The organism is Bacillus cereus group sp. MYBK108-1, from assembly GCF_051917185.1.
GTDB classification, from domain to species: Bacteria; Bacillota; Bacilli; order Bacillales; family Bacillaceae_G; genus Bacillus_A; species Bacillus_A cereus.
The window spans coordinates 25112-45598 of the sequence record NZ_JBQAHZ010000024.1; the positions used below are offsets into that span (position 1 = coordinate 25112).

Consider the following 20487-nt stretch of genomic DNA (forward strand, 5'->3'; position numbering starts at 1 on the left):
GTGCCCTTCAAACTACTAATTTATAGCCTCATAACAGGAAATAATCTCTTTACTAAAGGATGGTAATATTTTTTAGAATATTTTATGTTCAAGGAAGCATGCTATTAATTGATTAGAATCTATTAATAATAATATGTAAGGAGGAGTTCTAATGGCAGTTTTGGTAACATACGTCGGTACGTCACCAATCCCAGGGACTAGTTCCGCTTATAAGATTTGGACATACAATATCACTACTACCCCTGGCGGCGGATCTGGAGAGATAAAGCAAGGGCAGCGGTGGGCTTTCGCGCTTCCGAGTAACATTAATGTGCAAGACCCGAGCTTCTTCCCTGATGTGAATATACTGAAAGGGACATTCGTCACCCCGGATCCTGAAAATGACCGCCAGTACGTAGGTGGTACGGTAATCGATGACGGCAGTTTGACCATCAATTTCGTTGCCCCAGCCCGCACGTCTTCCGGCCAGGTGTCCCTTTTCAAGTATTCTCCTGGCGAACATTGGGTATCTGTACCCTTCGCTGCTACGCCAACCGGTACGCCTAACAATACACAGAACCTGCCCCTGCCTGCTGCCGGTGCACCGGCGTACACAGGTCGGCCCGTACACGACTTCGTGGGCACCCTGCCGTACGCCAGTGAGCTCTTCGGTGTCTACCAGCCACTTGCTGGGTTGATTGGTTTGCAATGCGGTCTGTCGGCTGCCGCAGTGCATCCTGAGTCTGTGTTTGGAGAGCTGAGTTCCGAGCAGTTCAAGGGGGACAGCGCTCGTACCTTGAAAGACAAGGTACTGGCCGCGTTAGTGGAGCGTTACGAAACCGAACCAACCGGCGTGCTATCCCCGGTTGGATTGGTGAACCTCTTCCGAGAGTACTTCTTCGAGTTCGATACCTTCCTCGGTAAGCCTGCGGGTCACATTTGGGTCAGCCCCGGCGGTACTGTGGAGGTCGTAGAGACCAGTACCCGACGCACGCTGGTAGAGAAGGTGGCCGAGCTGTCAGAGGAAATTTCCCGTAAGACGGAGGAAAGCCTCACGAATCAGGACGATGTCGCTGACGCCATTAAGGAGGAAAACTCCAATGACACCAAACTTGGTGTCAGCGCTACCGGTGGCGTGAGCACACCGATTTACCATGCAGACGCGAGCGCAAGTTTCAGTACCCAAAACACCGTCAAACGGGCCTCGGAGACAATGCATAAACGTACCCGGACACAGACCGCCAAGGTTACCAGCGAGATTAAAAGGAACTTCAGGACTAGTTTCAAGACCGTTACTGAGGCCACGGACATCTCTAGCCGCCGCTATATCCTGCAGAACTCTACTACTGAGCTAGTTAATTACGAAATGCGTCGCAAAATGCGCAAGGTCGGTGTTCAACTACAGCATGTCGGTACAAGGTTGTGCTGGCAGTTGTACATTGGAGACCCTGGCAAGGACCTTGGACTCGGGGACATGGTTCATGTGGTCGAAGGCCCGGACCTTACTGCAATCAAAAAACCCGAGAAATTGCCAGATCCGGAGCCCAAACAAGTGACCTTCCGCTTTAACGTGCCGTTTAAACCTAAGCCGGGGACAGATGAGGATGCCAAGCTAACGTATACACCCCATCCACAAAACGCGTGCCGCGGGTTGAATCCAACTTCTCCTGGTATCGACGACACCATCCAGTTCTGCTTTGAGGAGCCGCTACCGCCCCCTCCACGGGACTATGAACTCAGCAAGGTCTTTTCTGTGGACCGTCAAGGCGCTCAGGTTGATCTTCTGCAACCGACTCTCCACCCGACGACGAACACCATCAAGGTGCAGCTAACTTTCGTCAATTTCCAAGGCAGGAAGTCTTTGCCTCTTGACATTGTCTTACTCTATGAACCGACGGAAGCGCTCAAGCAGAAGATTAATACGCTCAACGCTGAAGCCGAGGCTGCTTATAAAAAGGAGGTAGCACAGCTACAGCACGAAGCTTATGGTAAGGCTGTTCGCGAAAGACTTCAGCTAATTAGTTCAATGCGCACTCGTTCTCCCGAGGATCTGCGCAGTGAAGAACGTCGATCGGTATTTCGGAGTCTTATCCGAAGGTTGGGGGAACTCGGTCATTATCCGCAGAATCCTCAGCAGCTTCCTTACCTGGAATCAGAGCAGATTCAACAGTTTTTCGATGTGGACGAGATGCTATACTTCGTCGCCCCTGACTTCTGGCGGCCCGGCCCGTTGTGCTCTCCACCACCCACAAAAAACAGTGTCGGTAGGTACCCTGTGCCCCCAGAGGAGGAGCCAGTAGCTGGGACCAAGACACTGCCGCTTGCGGGTCAGACCGTAGCGGGGTGGTACTCTAGGGCGGACGAGTATAAGGCAATGAACTCTGTAGAGGTAGCATGCTTAACCATTAATTCGGCTCCTACTACTGTTGGTGACATAACAGTTACTCTTAATGGTGTGACTCAAAATGTGGCTATTGACCCATCCGTTCAATTGACAGCTACTGATGTTGCAACTTTGATTAGGGGAACATCTTTCTCTGGATGGACAACTAGCGGTAAGGGTGTAACCGTTACATTCACAGCTACTTCTACTGGACCCATGACTGACGCAACTTACTCTCCTGGTTCAACTGGTGCTGCTGGTATCATGACTACCACTATTCAAGGTACGAGTGTTGGGCAGGAGCCTCCCGCATCCGAGTGGCGAGTAAACTATCTCATCACCGAGCAAACCCAGCCAGCACCGATGGGCAGTTCGCTAGGATGGCTGATTCAGATTGACGGCGATGAGCGCCGGAATGAGTTTCTAAACGCCGCGTGGGCGAAGGCGATCCTGCCGATCCGGCCCGGACAGGAAGCCACCGCCATCGACTGGATCACTAAGGTCGAAGGTGAGGTTGCTCTTGGCCGTGACTACTGTTACCAAGAGGGAGACCCTGAGGAATTTCGGGGCAAGAAGGTCGGCGAGGTATTGAAAATCATCGCTAAGCAGCTCAAAGAGGCTAATAAAGACTACAAGAAGACTTTAGCCTCGGAAAAGGTCTTCGAAACTGGTTTTGATCCCTTGAAAGGTGGCTTTCGACCAGCTGAGCCTTACGAGGTTTTCGACCAATGGATCGAGATACTACCGACCGATCAAGTAGCTGCCGTGGCAGTACGCTACGACCCTAAGACTGGTCAGCAAATCTAAGGGAAAGGGCGATGACTCTATGACATCGCCCTTTTAAATGTGATGAAATGGCTTATAGAATTTCAATCCATTAGGAGGCGAGGTATTGAGTCCTCTTATCGGTAATTAATGGTTATTGATGAAGAAAATCCAGAAATCTTTTTAAAAAAATTTTCGATAAAATAAGCGGTATGTTAAAAGTGTAATAACTAAATAAGAGTATGGTAAAAAGCTTTTTCACGATATTCCTATGGTTAAACAAATTAATAGGCTAAAGTCGGAAATTGAAAACTAAATTCATATTTCGCACTTCTATAATCTTCAATGTCTTCTGAAACCTAAACTATCCGTGATTTGAACAAAGTTAGCTTAAATTCCAGAAGTTCGGATGTATAAGACCCCCTTACAATCCATAAATTACAAATATACCGTAGGTGGGAATCTTCATTTCCAAAAACAAGAATACCATAGTTTTACAACAAGTAAGAGTAGTACTCAATCGCTTGAATTTGAAACCACCCAAGAAGTAATAGGAGGTATTAAATACTAGACTAGTGCTATTAGCGGTACAGCAACTTCAATGCCTTATTCATTATTGTATATATTATTTTAGCGATGGTTAACCAATTTGCGGAGTAGCTGCAAATGCAATCAATGCTCAATTACACAACGAAGGAATGAAGTAGATGAGGAATAAAGATTTTGTCACATTAGGGAAACCCATCCCTGGCGTAATAGCACCACCAAAACGGCCAGGGCCGCCGATGGTACCAGCACCAAGTCAGATCATACAGCCGGGGCAGTCATTTAAAAACAGCTGTAGTACTGACACAGTCGAGATTGCAAAACTCCCTCATCAGGGAATCGATATTGGGTGGCCTAACGAGAGAATAAAGTGGGAGAAGCTGACCAAAAATGTATTGAAATGGTTTGACAGCGCACCCACGCCTTCGTCAGGTAATATTGTCGTGCCCTATATCTATGGCCGCTGTGCGTTCGACGACATAGCCGAAGCTCTTGCCACAGCAAAATCATCCGACCATCGTATCTATCTGATCGGTTGGCATGTCGAACCATGGACGCGTATGAAAAACCCACTTGGCGGCAACCCACCGGCTAACACACTTCTTCAGGATTATTTGAGAAACACGAAAGCACAAGTCCGTGGTTTGTTTTGGAATACGCCATTCAAGAAAAAACCTGGCGACAATAAAGCAATAGCTGACTTCATCAACAGTCTGCCTAACGGAGTCGCTCTCGAGGATGATCGCCTAGTTCCCGCAGATTTGCCCAATCGTGGCCCAAACGCCCACCACCAGAAACTCTTAGTCGTCAACGGCGATCGTGGTCTTGTGGCTTTTCTCGGCGGAATGGACTTGAACAATACACGGGTTGACGTGGGGGGGATGGCTCCATTGCATGACGTACATATTCGCTTGAACGGTCCTTCCGCAGCACAGGCCCTCAGCGTCTTCCGTGACCGATGGATGGACCATCCTTCAACTCCTGCGCTAGATACAGCTAAATTCCAAATGACACCGGAAGCTGTTAGGCAAGATTTTTCCCGCGTCGCCGCCTCACAATCGAGAGACATGGATACGAATATAGATTCAGAAGGAAAAGTCAATAGGAGAAGGATGCTGGTTTCGATCGGACGAACCTTTCCCAACCTGTCGAAATTCAAACCAGGAGACTCTTATAAGTTTAAAAGCCCTGACCAGTCTGCTTGGCAACTTGTCATGAACGGTATCACCAATGCACGAGAGTACATCTATGTTGAAGATCAATATCTTGTAAGTCGCCGTGTAAAGGATTTGCTAGTTGCAAAGTTAAAGGAGCCAAATTTCAAATTCCTCCTCATCCTGATGAGCAACTCTTATCATTTTGAAAACAGCGATGAGATTAATAAGTGCGAATTCCCCTATCTGATTGGAGTACGCAACGAGTTTCGCACTGACCTAGCGAAAGTCGACCCTGGGCGCAAAAAGTGGCGCATGTTCTGCCTGAAAGAAACAAAGGATCCAGGTCGTAGAGCTTGGTGCGGCGACTTTGTACACTCGAAACTGTGGATTATCGACGACGAGTACGTAGCTGTAGGATCTGCAAATTGTGACGATCGTGGATACACTTATGACACAGAGATTATGGCGGGTATTACGGAGGAACCTATCGAACGTGCTGCAGGAGGAATGTTTGCCCGTGATCTTCGGATTGCGCTTTGGCGTAAACATCTTGGCCTTCCGCATGCACAATTTGTGAACATAGCTACCGGGTTGAGACATTGGCTTAACCCTCCTCCTTCAGCTATGGTTTATGACTCCTCCGATTTAGAAGTGAGTCCACTTTTAAATGGTACAAAAGGACTGACGCGAGAAAACACAAACGCAAATTTCGCTTGGACTCATTTGTTCGATCCCGACGCGGACAAACTCTGATGTCTCCAGATAACCGTTAGAGGGGTACGGCAACTTGCCCATCAACTTAAAGTTTTATTTCACCCCCAAAACGAAAAAAAGAGCTGACTTTTCAAAGTAACTACCTGTAGAGAAAGAAAATTTTCGTTTAGGGGGTTCTTCAAAACCTAAGCTTGATGGCGATGGGGTAGCACCATTAAAAACTTTAATCGCTCGGCTAATTCAACAAGCTTCTCTCCATATTCTAATAGCGTATTACTTTCTACAATTCAGAAAGCGGAAAAATGATGGAATTCAACGACTATTCCCTTTAAAATCATAGTTTTAAGGTGATTACGATTAATTAATTGAATATTCATTTAAATATTTATAAATAAATTATAATATTATAAAAAATAGAAAAATATGGTATCTTTATTTATGTAAAATACTTACCAAAAAAGGAGGATTTTCCATGTTTAAAAAAATAACTAGTGGTATTTTAGTAACAGGTTTATTATTCTCTGCTACAGGGAATGCATTTGCGGCACAGGAAACGAAAGCTAATAATGGAGAGGTAACTTATGCATCCATTTCATTCAAAGCTGCTGAAAATTCTAAGAGTCATTCTTTAAATCAAATAAATAGTCCTGGTATTACAACTGGTACATATGTAGTACAAAAGGTGAGGGAAACAGGTGGAAAGATTTATATGGAGGCGTTCCCTAAAGGGATTTTTATTCCGGAAAATCAGCCAAAGTCTATAGCTGGGACTTTTGACAAATCACAATTTGTTGGTCTTGAAAAATTAAGAGTTGGTTCTGAAGTTTCCCTTGTAATTTCTGTTTCCGGTGCTAAAATCTATGTTCTTTAAATTTTTATAGGTTGGATTTGTTTGATAAAAAAAGAATCTTTGAAGATCTATCAGAAGGAGAAATTTATTTTCATAATATCTGTATTTAATAGAATGCGAAATGCTATAAATTATTCTTCTGTTGATTATGATTCTATTGAACAAAAATTGACTTTTAAAGGTGAGAAAAAGATAACAGAGAACTACTTGATTGAATTTGCTGAAGAAAATTATGTGGTTTGTAATTCGTTAAATAGTTACATGTGATGTAAAAGAAGGGGCTGCTCAAATTGAGTAGCCCCTTCTTTTTAACCTGCTAAACGTGTTTTTATTTTACTTGAATTCAACATAAAATTTTGTGTCTATAATTCCAAAAGCAACTTTGCATGGAAATGGATTTTTTCCTGCTGAAGCAGCTTTCATACAAGAAAGAACCCAATATTCAAGTTCTAAAGGTAAGCAGTATAATTGAATGCTACCATCGTTATTTTTTGCTGATACAATACGAGTTCGTTTAGTTTTACTAGTTCTTTCCTGCTGTATTCCTCTATTTTAGTAGATTGTTGTTTTTCCTTATGATTCATAGAAGACCACCTTTTAAGCTAGGTATAAGAAGCTCTAATAAGATAATACACTTTTACACAAGTGTAAAAGTGTAAAAAAATAAGACTTACTAAAATAGATAAATTAGTAGATGATAAGGGGGATAAAAATAGTAAACTTAAATAAGTAATTGTATATTGTGAGGGCGGTTGAGTTGCTATCCTTTCTCTTATTTAAAGGAGAATGGAGGTGACTTTACATAGATTTTTTACAGCTTATGCAAATAAGCTAGTCAAAAAACTCGGCAGTAAACGTAAAAGAACCGCCCCCTAAAAATGCCTGCAAGCGAAAGAGCGGTTCTAAAAAAAGATAATTTAATTTTAGTAACCAATCACCTTGCGGTAGCAGTTACTTGGACAGGATGTTGACGCATCCTGTCTTTATTAGTTTATACACACTGTTTAAAAATATACTAGCTGCTATTAATTGTTATAGCAATTATTAAACAAATTGTTAATCAATTTGTTTGAAATTCTAGTAATTATGGTTGGTGTTTTACTAGTTGTAATAAAGATGAACTATAAGGAGCCTATACTTAGATTTTTAAGTATTTAGCGCCTTTGAATACAATTGCATTAGATAAGCCTAAAAAAACTGTTATAGAAGAATATGAAAAGCTTTTTTTCAGAAAGTATTTTAATAATAAATTAGAATTTTAATGATTATTCAAATCAATATCATAACCGGAACTTTTTAATTCTCTTGCAAGTTGAAGCTCCTAACTCCCCTCAGATCCCATTGAAATATACACCACTCCAGATACATCATTTGGTGTTTCAACTGTATCTTTCACTAATGTAGCCACATTTTCTCTGCCTATTTTCCCTATTAAAAATTCATGCTCAAAAACAACATTTTGTCTCGCTTGAGGATTTAAATTTTTCTCTTCCCCTACTTTTGAACCAAGATCACATGGCGTGTATAAGACTACGCCAAATCCTACATTTGAATAGGATTCAATTTTTTCAATTATTGTTTTTCCACCGCAAACTTTTGTGATTTTAATAATATAAATATAAAATATATCTCTATGATTACACTACACTATTTATGGGGTGGAAAGAATTTTAACTATAAAGAATCAAACAAGGGAAATAATATCTTTCTTTTTTCGTAAATTCTCTTTTTAGTACTTACGGCTATTCAATTCCATTGTTCGGACTTAGTACCTGTTTTCCTGGATATTTGGAATGGTTATAGTTCGTAATTTAGTGAATTTAGGGATTATGACCAATAAAGATTATTCGTTTTTTGAATTTTATTTTTACTTACTAATTCATTAAAAAAATTGATTTAAGGATATAAAGATTTGAGACTTTTTATGCCTAACATTAATTTGAATCGAATCGAATCGGATCTATTCCATCACGAAGAGCGTTTAATATAAAACGGTTTCTTAAAGTGGTTGGAGTAACATGTATATTAGGGGTCACCATATATGCCCATCAACCTAAGAAAAGCAAATACCCCAAAACAATAAAATTGACATCTCCAGATGAAAATGGACAATGTTTTTGAGGATGCTTCAAAATATTAGCTTGATGGCAATGTGACAATACCCCAACTGTAAAAAGATAGATTTTTTGTTATTTTATACTTTACCTATATATGATAAAATTTTTTATAGAAAAGATATATTTTCGTAAAATTATATCTTTTCATATATCAATCGAGGTGATGCATTTGAAAGAAGTAACTTACAACTGTGGATTAGAATTACTATCTGATATGATTACTGGTAAATGGAAGATGTTAATATTATTTTACTTAATTTCTGAAAAGAAGCGTTTTAGTGAATTAAAATCTTTACTACCTGGAATAACTTCAAAAATGCTGACAAAACAGCTACGCGAGTTGGAACAGAGTAGGTTAATTAGGAGGAAAATATATCAACAGGTACCAATGAAAGTAGAGTACTCTCTTACATCTAAGGGATATGAGTTAGAAGCTATTTTATTTCAAATGTGTGAGATTGGTACAAATTATTTAGAAGATATTAATGAACCTAATATTGTATTTCAAACTATCTAGAGCGCAAGTATTTTCATTATAATATTTTAAATTTAAAACAAAAAAATCACCCGTATTTTAAATTTTCTAACTTACTACGGGTGATTTATCTTTACAGTTTAATATTAAGTTTAAAGGAAATAATTTCCACTTGATATTTCACGTTAATTTTAAAATAGATAATTAATCTATTGTTTTTATAACTCGACAAGGGTTTCCTACTGCAACTACGTTAGGTGGTATGTCTTTTGTGACAACACTTCCCGATCCAATAATACTATTTTCCCCAATAGAAACCCCCATATTTATTACTGTATTTCCTCCAACCCAAACATTATCAGCAATGTTTACAGGTGCTGCAATTTCATATCCTTCTCTTCTAGCCTGTGGTTCTTTAACATGGTTTACAGAATAAATCTGTACTCTTGGTCCAAGCCACACATTATCTCCAATTGCGACTTTACCACAATCTAAGATAATGCAATCAAAATTTGCAAAGAAATTATCACCAACCTCAATATTGTAACCAAATTCACAACGGAAATTTGGCTCTATAAACGTATTTGAACCATTCTTTCCAAGAAGTTTCTTAATCAGTAGTTCACGATAGTCACGTTCTTCATCAGTTGTTGCATTATATAATCTTGTAATTTTCTTTGCATTTTCTCTTGCCTTGACTAATTCACTATCAAATCCACAATATATTTCGCCCAATCGCATTTTTTCTTTCACGTTCATCAATAAAATCCCCTCTCCGCCCTTAAATAAATTTATCATATATTCTTTTCTTGTATTAATAATCTTCTAACCTAAACAATTTTAAAGAAGAAATCCTGGTTGATAGAACATTCTCTTCAACCAAGTGTTATCAAGTTATTGGAAAAAAGATGTATAGACCATATATGACAACTTAATTATATTCACGAAATTAGAAAAGTCAACGAAATCAGAATTTTCATTTTAGATTCTACAATGGTTTTATATTATGAATGCTATTAAAATTAATATGGAGATTATTTAACATTACTACCTTCTAATTGCTTTTGTATATGGTATTGTCCCCATTCACACATACAATCAAGTACAGCAGTTAAAGTTTGTCCATACTCGCTTAAAGAATACTCTACTTTTGGCGGTACCTGACTATGAACAGTACGTTTAATAATTCCATCTGATTCTAATTCTCTTAATTGTTGTGTCAGCATTTTTTGGGTAATGCTTGGCATAGCACGTTTAATTTCACTGGTTCTCTTTTTTCCATTTAGTAAAATACATAATAATACTACTTTCCATTTACCACCTACAACATCAAGAGTTGCCTCAATAGGAAAATTATATTCTTTCATAAAATCGCTCCTTTTACTAGTATTAAGTCTATAATGTTTTTGAAATTAAATAAAAAACTAAGCCTCCTCTATTTTTATAGGAACTTCAAGGTTCCTATAGCACTTTAAGGTTCCTATAGCACTTTAAAGTGCGTACTTTAAAGTATGTACTTTAAAGATTAGTATATATTACATGATATCAATATTACTGAATATAAAAATAGTATTGATATTTTTTATTATTTATTATTTTTTGAAAAGGGGAAATTTCATGAAAACACTTGTAATCATTGCACATCCAAATATTGAAGAATCTCGAGTAAATAAACGCTGGCTTGAGGAGATTAAAAAGCACCCAGAAGAATTTACTGTACATGAAATATATAAACGTTATCCAGATTGGAGTTTTGATATTGAATATGAACAAAATCTATTATTAGAACATGATCGTTATATTTTTCAGTTCCCATTCTATTGGTACAGCTCTCCGCCATTATTAAAAAAATGGTTTGATGATGTTTTAGAATACGGATTTGCATATGGTTCTAAAGGAGATAAGCTTCAAGGAAAAGAGTTTGGCCTAGCAATTTCTGCTGGTGTAGCAGAGAAGGAATATCAAGCAGGTGCAGCAAACGAGTATACATTGAGTGAATTATTAAAACCTTATCAGGCTTCATGCCTTTATACTGGAATGAAGTTCTTACCGACTTTTGCTGTATATGGTGCAGAACACAATAACTTATCAGATGAAAAATTAGAAGAAAGTGCTAGAAACTACATACTTCATATGCAGGATTTTTCTAAAGAAGTGAAAGTTTAATCACATTTTTAGGAAGATACAATTTCTATTTAGGATCCTATATCTAGGATCCTTTTTTATTACAGGATTCCTTAGGAAAAACCAAGAGATTCGTAGCATATTTCATATGTTTTTCCTTAAGACAATAAAAATGACATGAAATTCATTAAAAATAATTAACTAATTAAAAGTTATTATGTATATAACAAGATACTTTGACACAATAAAGTGCCTACTTTTAATGATTATTTTTAGAATATATAATAAAAAAGGAATTTTAAGAAATTTCGAATTTAGGAGGAGAACATATAAAGCTGTTTTATGCCGCTACATAGGTCAGGGAATTATTTTTTTAAAATAAATCAATCTAATTAGTTGAGGTGATCTCTTGCAACTTAAAGAAGAAATTTTTCTATCGAAGAATAAAAGTAAACAATATGAGACTCCTTTAATTACTGGTGTGAAGAATTATATAAATAGTGATTATTTACAAATGCATACACCTGGTCATATAAAGGGAAGAGGATTAGATGAAGAATTTACAACCTACTTTGGAAAAAATACCTTGGATTTTGATTTAGTGGGTATACCGCCATTAGATTATTTACGTCATCCTACTGGTATTATTCACGAGGCACAGGTACTGGCTGCGGACGCTTTTGGAGCTGATTACACCATTTTTAGTGTTCAGGGCACTAGTAGCGCCAATGTAGTTATGATAATGAGCATTTGTAATCCAGGTGATAAAATTATTATTCCTAGAAATGTACATGCTTCTATTGTTAGTGGACTAATTTTATCTGGTGCAGTACCAATCTTTATATCTCCTGAGATTGATTCTGTCTATGGTGTTTGCCATGGGATTAGCTTAGAAAATATAAAGCAAACTCTAGAAGCTCACCCTGATGTTAAAGGTGTATGTGTAATAAACCCTACTTATTATGGCGCTGTAACTGATTTGAAAGCCATTATTGATTATGTGCATTCTAAGGGAATACCAGTCATAGTGGATGAGGCTCAAGGATCACATGTACATTTCCATCCGGATCTCCCTATATCTGCAATGGAAGCAGGTGCAGATATTGCATCCTCAAGTATGCATAAAATGGGCGGTTCATTTACTCAAACAAGTGTGATCAATGTTCGAGAAGGATTGGTGAGTCTAGATAGGGTTAAAGAAAATTTCTCTTTAATTACGACTACTAGCGCATCCTACTTATTAATGGCTTCTTTAGATGCAGCTCGCAAACAACTAGCAGTTAATGGAGAAGAATTGTTGCAAAGAGCATTAAATTTATCTCGCATTGCAAGAGGTTCAATTAATAAAATTCCAGGGCTTTCTTGCTTAGGACCAGAGGATTTGAAGGGTTTAAGTTCTAGTTTTGCTTTAGATGAGACAAAGCTTTGTATAAATGTGACAAACTGGGGCGTAACAGGTAGGGAAGTTGAAAATATCTTACGTGATGATTATCGCATAGAAGTTGAGCTTTCCGATGTGAATAATATTCTTTTTATTGTAACAATTGGTCATAATGAATCTGATATTGAACAACTACTACAATCATTAAAGTCATTAGCTATTCGATTTGAGAATGGTTCAATACCAATTGATTTTGATCGAGTAACTAAGAGTAAAAGTGCTATAAGAACATTAACTCCACCTACATTGGCTATGACACCTAGAGAAGCGTACTTCTCCAAATTTGAGTATGTAGATTTAGATAAAACTATTGGAAGAGTGGCAGCAGAATCCGTTCTGGTAACACCGCCAGGGATACCTGTCCTTTTACCAGGCGAAGTTATTACAAAAGATATCGTGAATTATCTAAAATACTGTATTGAGTTAGGACTTTCTGTGCAAAGTAGCAATGGTTTACATGCTATTAAAGTCATTGATAATAAATAAACTTTTATATTTAAAAATTAGGAGGAATTTACTATGGAATTTCAAAAACAATTTGATGCAATTGTAGAACAACATATTAACTCATTACCTAAGGATTACTTATTAGTTCTTCAAGAAAGATTTAAAAATGAAGGTTTAGCAATGATGAATGACATGTTACCGCAACCTCTAATTGCAGCTATGTCTGCAGAAGCGAAATATCTTCTTTCTGAAAATGCAAAACGTCGTGATATTACCATTAAAGCTACAGGGAATACTCCACGTAACTTTAATGTAGTAAATCGAGATAATATTCATGAGGATGGAAAATTAATTCCAGCATTCTTTAAGTCTGAAGTACTTTTAAATTTCTTAACCTTCTTAAACAATAATGAGCCAGTTCACCGCATTCCTTATACACCAGAAGAGTTTATTATTAATAACCAACAGAAAACAGGTGACACACACGGATGGCATTGGGATGACTATACATTTGCTTTAATCTGGGTGATTGAAGCTCCTAAAGAAGGTGAAGGTGCTCTTGTTGAGTATGTGCCTGATACTGTTTGGGATAAAGAAAACCCAGAGTCTGGATTAAAAGAAGTTTTAGAGAGCCGTGAAATTAAGAGTTTGTATGTTCCTAAAGATCATTGTTACTTTATGAAAGCCGGCACTACATTGCACAGGGTTACACCATTAAATAACGACTCTCGTCGTACTGTTGTTGTTTTCAGTTATGCATCCGAGGAAGATATGTCTAGAGAGATTTCTCATGAAACTATGGGCGAAATTTATGAAGATAACAAAGAATTAGTAGGAGTTTAAACTATACGGTGAGTTAAACATCTTTAGAGTCGGAGAGAAATTCTTCCGACTCTTTATGAAATAACCTCTACAAAATCAAGAGTGTTTGAATAAACCTGTAAGAATTGATGTTATTTCTAAATACTCCAAAAAATTTATATGGGGGATTTTATGAGTTCTGAAAGAGCAACGGTAACTTCGCATGTTGACAATATAGCTCAAAAAAGCACGGAACATCCTACAAATACATTAAAAAAGACATTAGAAGCTAGGCACCTTACTATGATTGCTATTGGTGGTTCAATTGGAACAGGACTATTTATTTCTAGTGGTACATCCATTCAAATGGCAGGTCCTGGAGGCGCTCTAATTGCTTATATTTCAATTGGAATAATGGTATACCTACTTATGATGAGTCTAGGTGAAATGGCTACTTTTCTACCTCATTCGGGTTCATTTAGTGTGTATGCCTCTAGATTCGTAGATCCAGCTCTCGGATTTGCTCTGGGCTGGAATTATTGGTATACATGGGCCATTACCATCGCAGTAGAGTTATCAGCTTCTGCTATTATAATGAAATTCTGGTTCCCTTCTATTCCAGGCATTGTTTGGAGTGCTGCTTTCTTAACTATAATATTTCTGCTTAATTACTTTTCCACCAAGTCATTTGGAGAAGCTGAGTTTTGGTTTTCTTTAATTAAAGTAATAACAATTATAGTTTTTTTATTAGTAGGATTACTCACTATTCTTGGGATTATTGGTGGGGAATTTGTTGGATTTAAAAACTTCACTATCGGTGAAGCCCCTATTCCCTCTAGTGGTCTAAGCATCTTATCAGTTTTTATGATTGCTGGATTCTCTTTCCAAGGAACAGAATTAGTAGGGGTTGCAGCTGGTGAGAGTAAGAACCCTAAGAAAAATGTCCCTAAAGCTATAAAACAAGTATTTTGGAGAATTTTACTCTTTTACATTTGTTCTATCTTTGTAATTGGGCTGCTTATTCCATATACGCATCCTTATTTAATGAATATAGATATTGAAAATGTCTCGATGAGCCCTTTTACAATAGTCTTTGAAAAAGCAGGCTTATTATTTGCTGCATCTGTCATGAATGCTGTAATTTTAACATCGATTCTATCAGCTGCTAATTCTGGAATGTATGCATCTACTAGAATGTTATGGTCCTTAGCCAGAGAAGGAAAAGCTCCAAAATCTCTCATGAAAATAAATAAAAATGGTGTACCAATTAATGCTCTAATTGTTACGGCTCTAGTAGGAATGTTTGCTTTTCTTTCTTCTTTTTTAGGCGAAGGAAAAGTATTCATGTGGTTGTTAAGCTCTTCCGGCCTTTCTGGTTTTATAGCTTGGTTAGGAATTGCGTTAAGTCATTATCGATTTCGCAAAGCATATATAGCCCAAGGAAAAGACATTGATGATCTTCCTTATAGAGCTAAATGGTTTCCATTCGCCCCTATAATTTCAATAGTACTATGTATTGTTGTTATATTAGGACAAGAATATGAAAATATTGTAAATACGAATGTTTCATGGGTTGATTTATTTGCGACATATATTAGTGCAATTTTATTTTTATGTATTTGGTTTGGGTATAAGATAAAATATAAAACTAAAATTGTTGATCTTAAGCAATGTGATTTTAATTAAGAATTTTCTTTTTTTAAATCTATTTATAATACTCAACATTTAAACTTAGGAGGAATTTTATTATGTTATTAATCGGCACAGAAGTATTACCATTTGAAGCGACAGCTTACCAGAATGGTGAATTTATTGATGTTACAGAAAAAAACTTCAAAGATAAATGGAGTGTAGTTTGCTTCTACCCTGCTGACTTCACATTTGTATGCCCTACTGAACTTGAAGATTTACAAAATCAATATGCAACTTTAAAAGAACTTGGAGTTGAAGTATACTCTGTTTCAACTGATACTCACTTTACTCATAAAGCATGGCATGATAACTCAGAAACTATTAATAAAATTGAATATATTATGATTGGTGATCCGACTCAAAAAATTTCTAGTAATTTCAATGTATTGATTGAAGAAGAAGGCCTTGCTGCACGTGGCACATTTATTATTGATCCAGATGGTATTATCCAATCCGTTGAAATTAGCTCTGACGATATCGGTCGTGATGCAAGTATCCTTGTAAACAAAGTAAAAGCTGCACAATACGTTCGTAATAATCCAGGCGAAGCTTGTCCAGCTAAATGGAAAGAAGGCTCTGCAACACTTAAACCAAGCCTTGACCTTGTAGGTAAAATCTAATAAATAAACAAAAAGAAATACAATTTAAGGAGTAAGACACAATGTTACTAGACGCAGATATCAAAGGACAATTAGCCCAATATCTTCAACTGATGGAAAGTGATGTATTACTAAAAGTTAGTGCAGGATCTGATGACACATCTAAAGATATGCTAGCTCTTGTAGATGAATTAGCAGCAATGTCATCAAAGATCAAGATAGAAAAAACAGAATTAGAAAGAACACCAAGTTTTAGTGTGAATCGTGTTGGTGAAGATACAGGGGTAGTTTTTGCAGGTATCCCTCTAGGACACGAATTTAATACCCTAGTTTTAGCGTTACTACAAGTTAGTGGCCGTGCTCCAAAAGTTAAGCAAAAAGTCATTCACCAAATTAAAAATATTCAAGGTAAATACCGCTTTGAATCTTACATTAGCTTAAGCTGCCACAACTGTCCTGATGTTGTACAAGCACTGAACTTAATGAGCGTTTTAAACCCTGATATTACACATACCATGATTGACGGCGCTTCATTTAAGGAAGAAGTTGAAAGTAAAGACATCATGGCAGTACCAACAGTATTCTTAAATGGTGAAACATTTGGAAGCGGCCGTATAACGTTGGAAGAAATTCTTGCAAAACTAGGCGTTGGCCCAGATGCATCAGAATTCGCTGATAAAGATCCATATGATGTACTTGTTGTTGGTGGTGGTCCTGCTGGTGCAAGTGCAGCAATCTATGCAGCACGTAAAGGTATCCGCACTGGTATCGTTGCTGAGCGCTTCGGTGGTCAAGTAATGGATACTATGGGCATTGAGAACTTCATCAGTGTAAAACGTACCGAAGGTCCTAAGCTAGTAGCAAACCTTGAAGAGCACGTAAAAGAATACGACATCGATGTAATGAATCTACAACGTGCGAAACGTTTAGAGAAAAAAGAACTTATTGAAGTGGAACTTGAAAACGGTGCCATTCTGAAAAGTAAGAGCGTAATCGTTTCTACAGGTGCTCGCTGGCGTAATGTTGGCGTACCAGGTGAAGCTGAGTTCAAAAATAAAGGTGTAGCATACTGCCCACACTGTGACGGTCCATTATTCACTGGAAAAGATGTGGCAGTTATCGGTGGTGGTAACTCGGGCGTTGAAGCAGCAATTGATTTAGCAGGTATCGTAAAACACGTAACTGTTCTTGAGTTCATGCCAGAACTAAAAGCTGATGCTGTATTACAAAATCGTCTGTACAGCTTACCAAACGTAACTGTATTAAAGAACGTTCAAACGAAAGAAATTACTGGTAGTGACAAAGTAGAAGGTATTTCTTACATCGATCGTGAAACTGAAGAAGTTCACCATATCGAATTACAAGGTGTATTCGTTCAAATCGGTCTTGTACCAAACACAGACTGGTTAGGTGAAACAGTTGAACGTGTTCGTGGTGAAATTGTTACAGACAGGCATGGCGCTACAAACGTACCTGGTGTATTTGCTGCGGGTGACTGCACAAATACACCATACAAACAAATCATTATTTCAATGGGATTAGGCGCAAACGCATCTCTAGGTGCATTTGATTACCTAATCCGTAACTAACAGCATAATTTGATAACAATTAGAAAGTATTAAATTTGTTAATAAAGAACCTATAAAAATCCAATATATCCTATCCTTAAAACCAGGTATATTACCAAGAAGGTATTATATCTGGTTTTTGTATGTGTTATAAAAATTAAGGTTTCAAATTTAATCCTCTCATTTTTCAATAGGTTGCTTTCTATTTAATAATTCACTTACCAATATAGTCTTCCTTATTTGTTAATTTATTTATGATTGCAAAATTTCTTGTATTTCTTCAATACGTGAATTTATAAACTTTGCAATATCTTCAATTTGCTATACTTTATTTCGAATGTAGCTTAATAAAGAGGCAAATTGAATTAAAATGGAATACATTAGAATGCTACGTTCAGATTCAAGGAAATGAAGATAAGTTAAACGCTTTAGATTTAAAGGGCGGGAAAATAAAAATTTATTTTAGTACATTGGATAAAGCGCCTGAGACACCAGGAATTTATCGTGTATATGCAATAAAAAGAATCGATTTTGGAGGATTCCATTTGGCTAAGGGTTACGAAAAAGCAGAAGAAACAGAACTACCTAATATAGTAAAAGAAAAAATAAAGACGATGAACCCAGCATAATATAGATTATCTATTTGGGGTTCTAATTGTTTTTTGAACCACTTATTAAAAGTTATAGATTTTTAGGGTGCAACTTTACAGACAGCCTGTAAAAATTAGTTTTGTAAACAAATGTTGTTAAAATCGATATAAAAAGTTAACGGAACTTGACTTCTGTTGACTTAAATTTGTGAATAGCGCCTAAACGTGCCTTGCTCTAATAGGGGGATATAAAAAAGAAACGAAGTCAAATTGACTTCGTTTCTTTTTTGCTAATTATTTTTTTCTAGAATACGTTCAACCTCATCAACACTTAACTTGCTTGCTTTAGCAATCGTTTCAAGTGGTACACCAAGTTCATGCATACCTTTGATCATCTGTATCTTTCCTTCTTGAATTCCTTCATTACGAGCGTGAGCAAACTTCGCAGCCTCATCCATTAAAGCTTTTTCTCTTGCCTCATATGCTTGACGGAAAGAAGAATCTTGACTCATGCGTTCCCACTTATCCATTGCTTTTTGTAAAATTGGGTCTTGGTTCATGGCAATTTCCTCCAATGTTTGGGTAAGGCGTTCATCTTCATTCGCCGGTAGTAATAATAACCAACGTACAAAGGAATCCTCCCACGGATTTATTTGTTCATTTCGCCACTGTTGCATGAGTTTTGGAATCTCTACAATATGAATTTCTATATCCTCACTTAATACCTTCTGTTGTTGTTGATTCCACAGAATTCCTGTTGTATGAAATGTTTCATATTCTGGAAACATGACGAAATTTAATAAATTAATCGTAATTGTTTTGTGAAGAGAACTATATGGCATTCCCTTTTGTAGCTGGGATGTGTATAGTCTTCCCCAGTAATATAAACTTCTCTTAATCATGTCATGATTGTTATTCAGCTGTATTTCTACATTTACCTTTGTGCCTGTATCTAATGTAGCGGAAATATCTAAAATCGATAATTTATCTTCTTCATGTTCTCTATGCAAGTGTGGATCTTCTAATTGCAGCGAAACAATAGGTGCTTCTAAAGAAGCCTGTAACATCGCGTTTAAAAAAGCAATTAGAATGTCTTCATTTCCACTTGTACCAAATAATTGTTTAAAAGCAAAATCAATACGTAAATTGACTAACTGTTGATTGGACATGGGTTTTCCTCTCCCCACCTCATACGATGTTTTTCTTTTATTGTACATAAAAGAGTGGTAACCATGCAAATAAGTCCTTATCACAACAGACATAAGAACTTACACCAATATTTATAATATATCGCTGATTTTTGTGAGTTTAACATTTTGTATGTTTTGTAAAACTCATTTATTAAATAAAAAAATCCCTTCACGATTTGTGAAGGGGTCAGTATACATTGAAAGGGTACTTCCATTTTAATATGTAAAAGAAAAAACTCGTATTGATAAAATTAATCTTTTTGTTTTTGCCGTTTTTAATCCACTATAAAGAAACTGTAAGGATTAAATTCACCCTATATAGAGTTTTTGTGTTCCTCATTAGACATGTATATTTGATAAATCATAATTTATTATGCAATATTGCATAATAAATACCTGTTACTCCTGCTATAATTTTGATTATAAATTGTTGCATCCAACATTTTATAATCTTCTATATTCATTAATATAGAAACCCTAATTGCAGGAAAAAGGAAAGAATATTGGTGGTTCTTCCCTTTTTCCTTATTTTTTTAACTTTCTAATGATTCATTCTATAGTCTAAAATATTTTTATTAATGAAACCTGTTAAAATACAAAATTTTAGTTAACAAACGAGAAATAAACACCTCATTATTATTTCTGCTATATTTAAAGGGCTTTTTTCTAATACAATAAGAAAAACAAAAAGAACTTGTAGGAATCCCTACAAGTTCTTTTTTAGATAATGTAAAAAAGTTAAAACAAACTATCTCATAATTTAAATCGGAGCAAACACTCTAACTACGGGTTGCTTTCATTATATACCAAACCTTGACATGTAGAGTTTTAATATTTGAAAATTATGTGAATTAACTATAAGAACATAAATTTCATATTGTAACTAAATATTATTCTTTAATATATGTAAATGAAATTTTCTATAACTGTTTTGCTTATGATGAAGAAATCAGTTATAGAAAATTAAACAAACGTTTGTTTAATTATTTTAGTTATAAATTAATTTGTGAGATATGTGGATGAGATTAAAGAGTTACGGGGTTTACTTG

Annotated in this window: 16 protein-coding genes and 1 pseudogene; 11 read left to right on the forward strand and 6 right to left on the reverse strand. The window is 36.7% G+C overall.

Annotated features, from left to right (window positions below; genetic code table 11):
* Positions 1–151 precede the first annotated feature (151 nt).
* The 3 genes from ACTFSL_RS24660 (at position 152) to ACTFSL_RS24670 (ending at position 6415) form a co-directional block, all read left to right on the forward strand.
* A complete protein-coding gene (locus ACTFSL_RS24660) occupies positions 152–3169 on the forward strand; it encodes a hypothetical protein (protein WP_440042557.1) in 3018 nt (1005 codons plus the stop codon).
* A 665-nt stretch (positions 3170–3834) separates the two neighbouring features.
* The gene (locus ACTFSL_RS24665) at positions 3835–5583 is read left to right on the forward strand and encodes a phospholipase D-like domain-containing protein (RefSeq protein ID WP_440042558.1); all 1749 of its coding nucleotides are present in this window, start codon (positions 3835–3837) and stop codon (positions 5581–5583) included.
* 433 nt (positions 5584–6016) lie between these two features.
* Positions 6017–6415 carry a hypothetical protein gene (locus tag ACTFSL_RS24670; protein ID WP_088338644.1) on the forward strand — a complete coding sequence of 133 codons (399 nt, stop codon included), beginning with the start codon at positions 6017–6019 and terminating at the stop codon, positions 6413–6415.
* 428 nt (positions 6416–6843) lie between these two features.
* On the opposite strand, the gene ACTFSL_RS24675 is transcribed toward ACTFSL_RS24670, so the two are convergent.
* The 3 genes and pseudogenes from ACTFSL_RS24675 to ACTFSL_RS24685 all read right to left on the reverse strand — a co-directional run.
* Complete coding sequence (locus ACTFSL_RS24675; protein ID WP_256942748.1) at positions 6844–6978, reverse strand: hypothetical protein; 135 nt, start codon at positions 6976–6978, stop codon at positions 6844–6846.
* Between the two features lie 737 nt (positions 6979–7715).
* The gene (locus ACTFSL_RS24680; protein ID WP_440042576.1) at positions 7716–8021 is read right to left on the reverse strand and encodes a TIR domain-containing protein; all 306 of its coding nucleotides are present in this window, start codon (positions 8019–8021) and stop codon (positions 7716–7718) included.
* A 269-nt stretch (positions 8022–8290) separates the two neighbouring features.
* A pseudogene (locus tag ACTFSL_RS24685) lies at positions 8291–8421 on the reverse strand (tyrosine-type recombinase/integrase); the annotation flags it as partial.
* Positions 8422–8674: 253 nt separating this feature from the next.
* On the opposite strand from ACTFSL_RS24685, the gene ACTFSL_RS24690 reads away from it, so the two are divergent.
* The gene (locus tag ACTFSL_RS24690) at positions 8675–9028 is read left to right on the forward strand and encodes a winged helix-turn-helix transcriptional regulator (protein WP_088338647.1); all 354 of its coding nucleotides are present in this window, start codon (positions 8675–8677) and stop codon (positions 9026–9028) included.
* A 162-nt stretch (positions 9029–9190) separates the two neighbouring features.
* On the opposite strand, the gene ACTFSL_RS24695 is transcribed toward ACTFSL_RS24690, so the two are convergent.
* Positions 9191–9745: a sugar O-acetyltransferase gene (locus ACTFSL_RS24695; protein ID WP_063539150.1), complete on the reverse strand. Its 555-nt coding sequence runs from the start codon at positions 9743–9745 to the stop codon at positions 9191–9193.
* 275 nt (positions 9746–10020) lie between these two features.
* The gene (locus ACTFSL_RS24700; RefSeq protein WP_063539148.1) at positions 10021–10353 is read right to left on the reverse strand and encodes a winged helix-turn-helix transcriptional regulator; all 333 of its coding nucleotides are present in this window, start codon (positions 10351–10353) and stop codon (positions 10021–10023) included.
* A 250-nt stretch (positions 10354–10603) separates the two neighbouring features.
* Between ACTFSL_RS24700 and ACTFSL_RS24705 the strand changes: the two genes are divergently transcribed.
* From ACTFSL_RS24705 to ACTFSL_RS24735, 7 genes are all read left to right on the forward strand, one after another.
* Positions 10604–11152 (forward strand): NAD(P)H-dependent oxidoreductase, encoded by a 549-nt coding sequence (locus tag ACTFSL_RS24705; protein WP_063539146.1) that lies wholly within the window; start codon positions 10604–10606, stop codon positions 11150–11152.
* 367 nt (positions 11153–11519) lie between these two features.
* On the forward strand, positions 11520–13037 hold the full coding sequence (locus ACTFSL_RS24710; protein WP_228546496.1) for an aminotransferase class I/II-fold pyridoxal phosphate-dependent enzyme: 1518 nt from the start codon (positions 11520–11522) through the stop codon (positions 13035–13037).
* 33 nt (positions 13038–13070) lie between these two features.
* Positions 13071–13841: a HalD/BesD family halogenase gene (locus ACTFSL_RS24715; RefSeq protein ID WP_063539144.1), complete on the forward strand. Its 771-nt coding sequence runs from the start codon at positions 13071–13073 to the stop codon at positions 13839–13841.
* Between the two features lie 150 nt (positions 13842–13991).
* On the forward strand, positions 13992–15485 hold the full coding sequence (locus ACTFSL_RS24720; RefSeq protein WP_440042561.1) for an amino acid permease: 1494 nt from the start codon (positions 13992–13994) through the stop codon (positions 15483–15485).
* Positions 15486–15547: 62 nt separating this feature from the next.
* Positions 15548–16111: an alkyl hydroperoxide reductase subunit C gene (gene ahpC, locus ACTFSL_RS24725; RefSeq protein WP_063539142.1), complete on the forward strand. Its 564-nt coding sequence runs from the start codon at positions 15548–15550 to the stop codon at positions 16109–16111.
* A 41-nt stretch (positions 16112–16152) separates the two neighbouring features.
* A complete protein-coding gene (gene ahpF, locus ACTFSL_RS24730) occupies positions 16153–17679 on the forward strand; it encodes an alkyl hydroperoxide reductase subunit F (protein ID WP_088338648.1) in 1527 nt (508 codons plus the stop codon).
* Positions 17680–17960: 281 nt separating this feature from the next.
* Positions 17961–18287, forward strand: a complete 327-nt coding sequence (locus ACTFSL_RS24735; RefSeq protein ID WP_088338649.1) for a hypothetical protein — start codon at positions 17961–17963, stop codon at positions 18285–18287.
* Between the two features lie 251 nt (positions 18288–18538).
* On the opposite strand, the gene ACTFSL_RS24740 is transcribed toward ACTFSL_RS24735, so the two are convergent.
* The gene (locus ACTFSL_RS24740; protein ID WP_063539130.1) at positions 18539–19417 is read right to left on the reverse strand and encodes an Rpn family recombination-promoting nuclease/putative transposase; all 879 of its coding nucleotides are present in this window, start codon (positions 19415–19417) and stop codon (positions 18539–18541) included.
* Positions 19418–20487: the final 1070 nt, after the last annotated feature.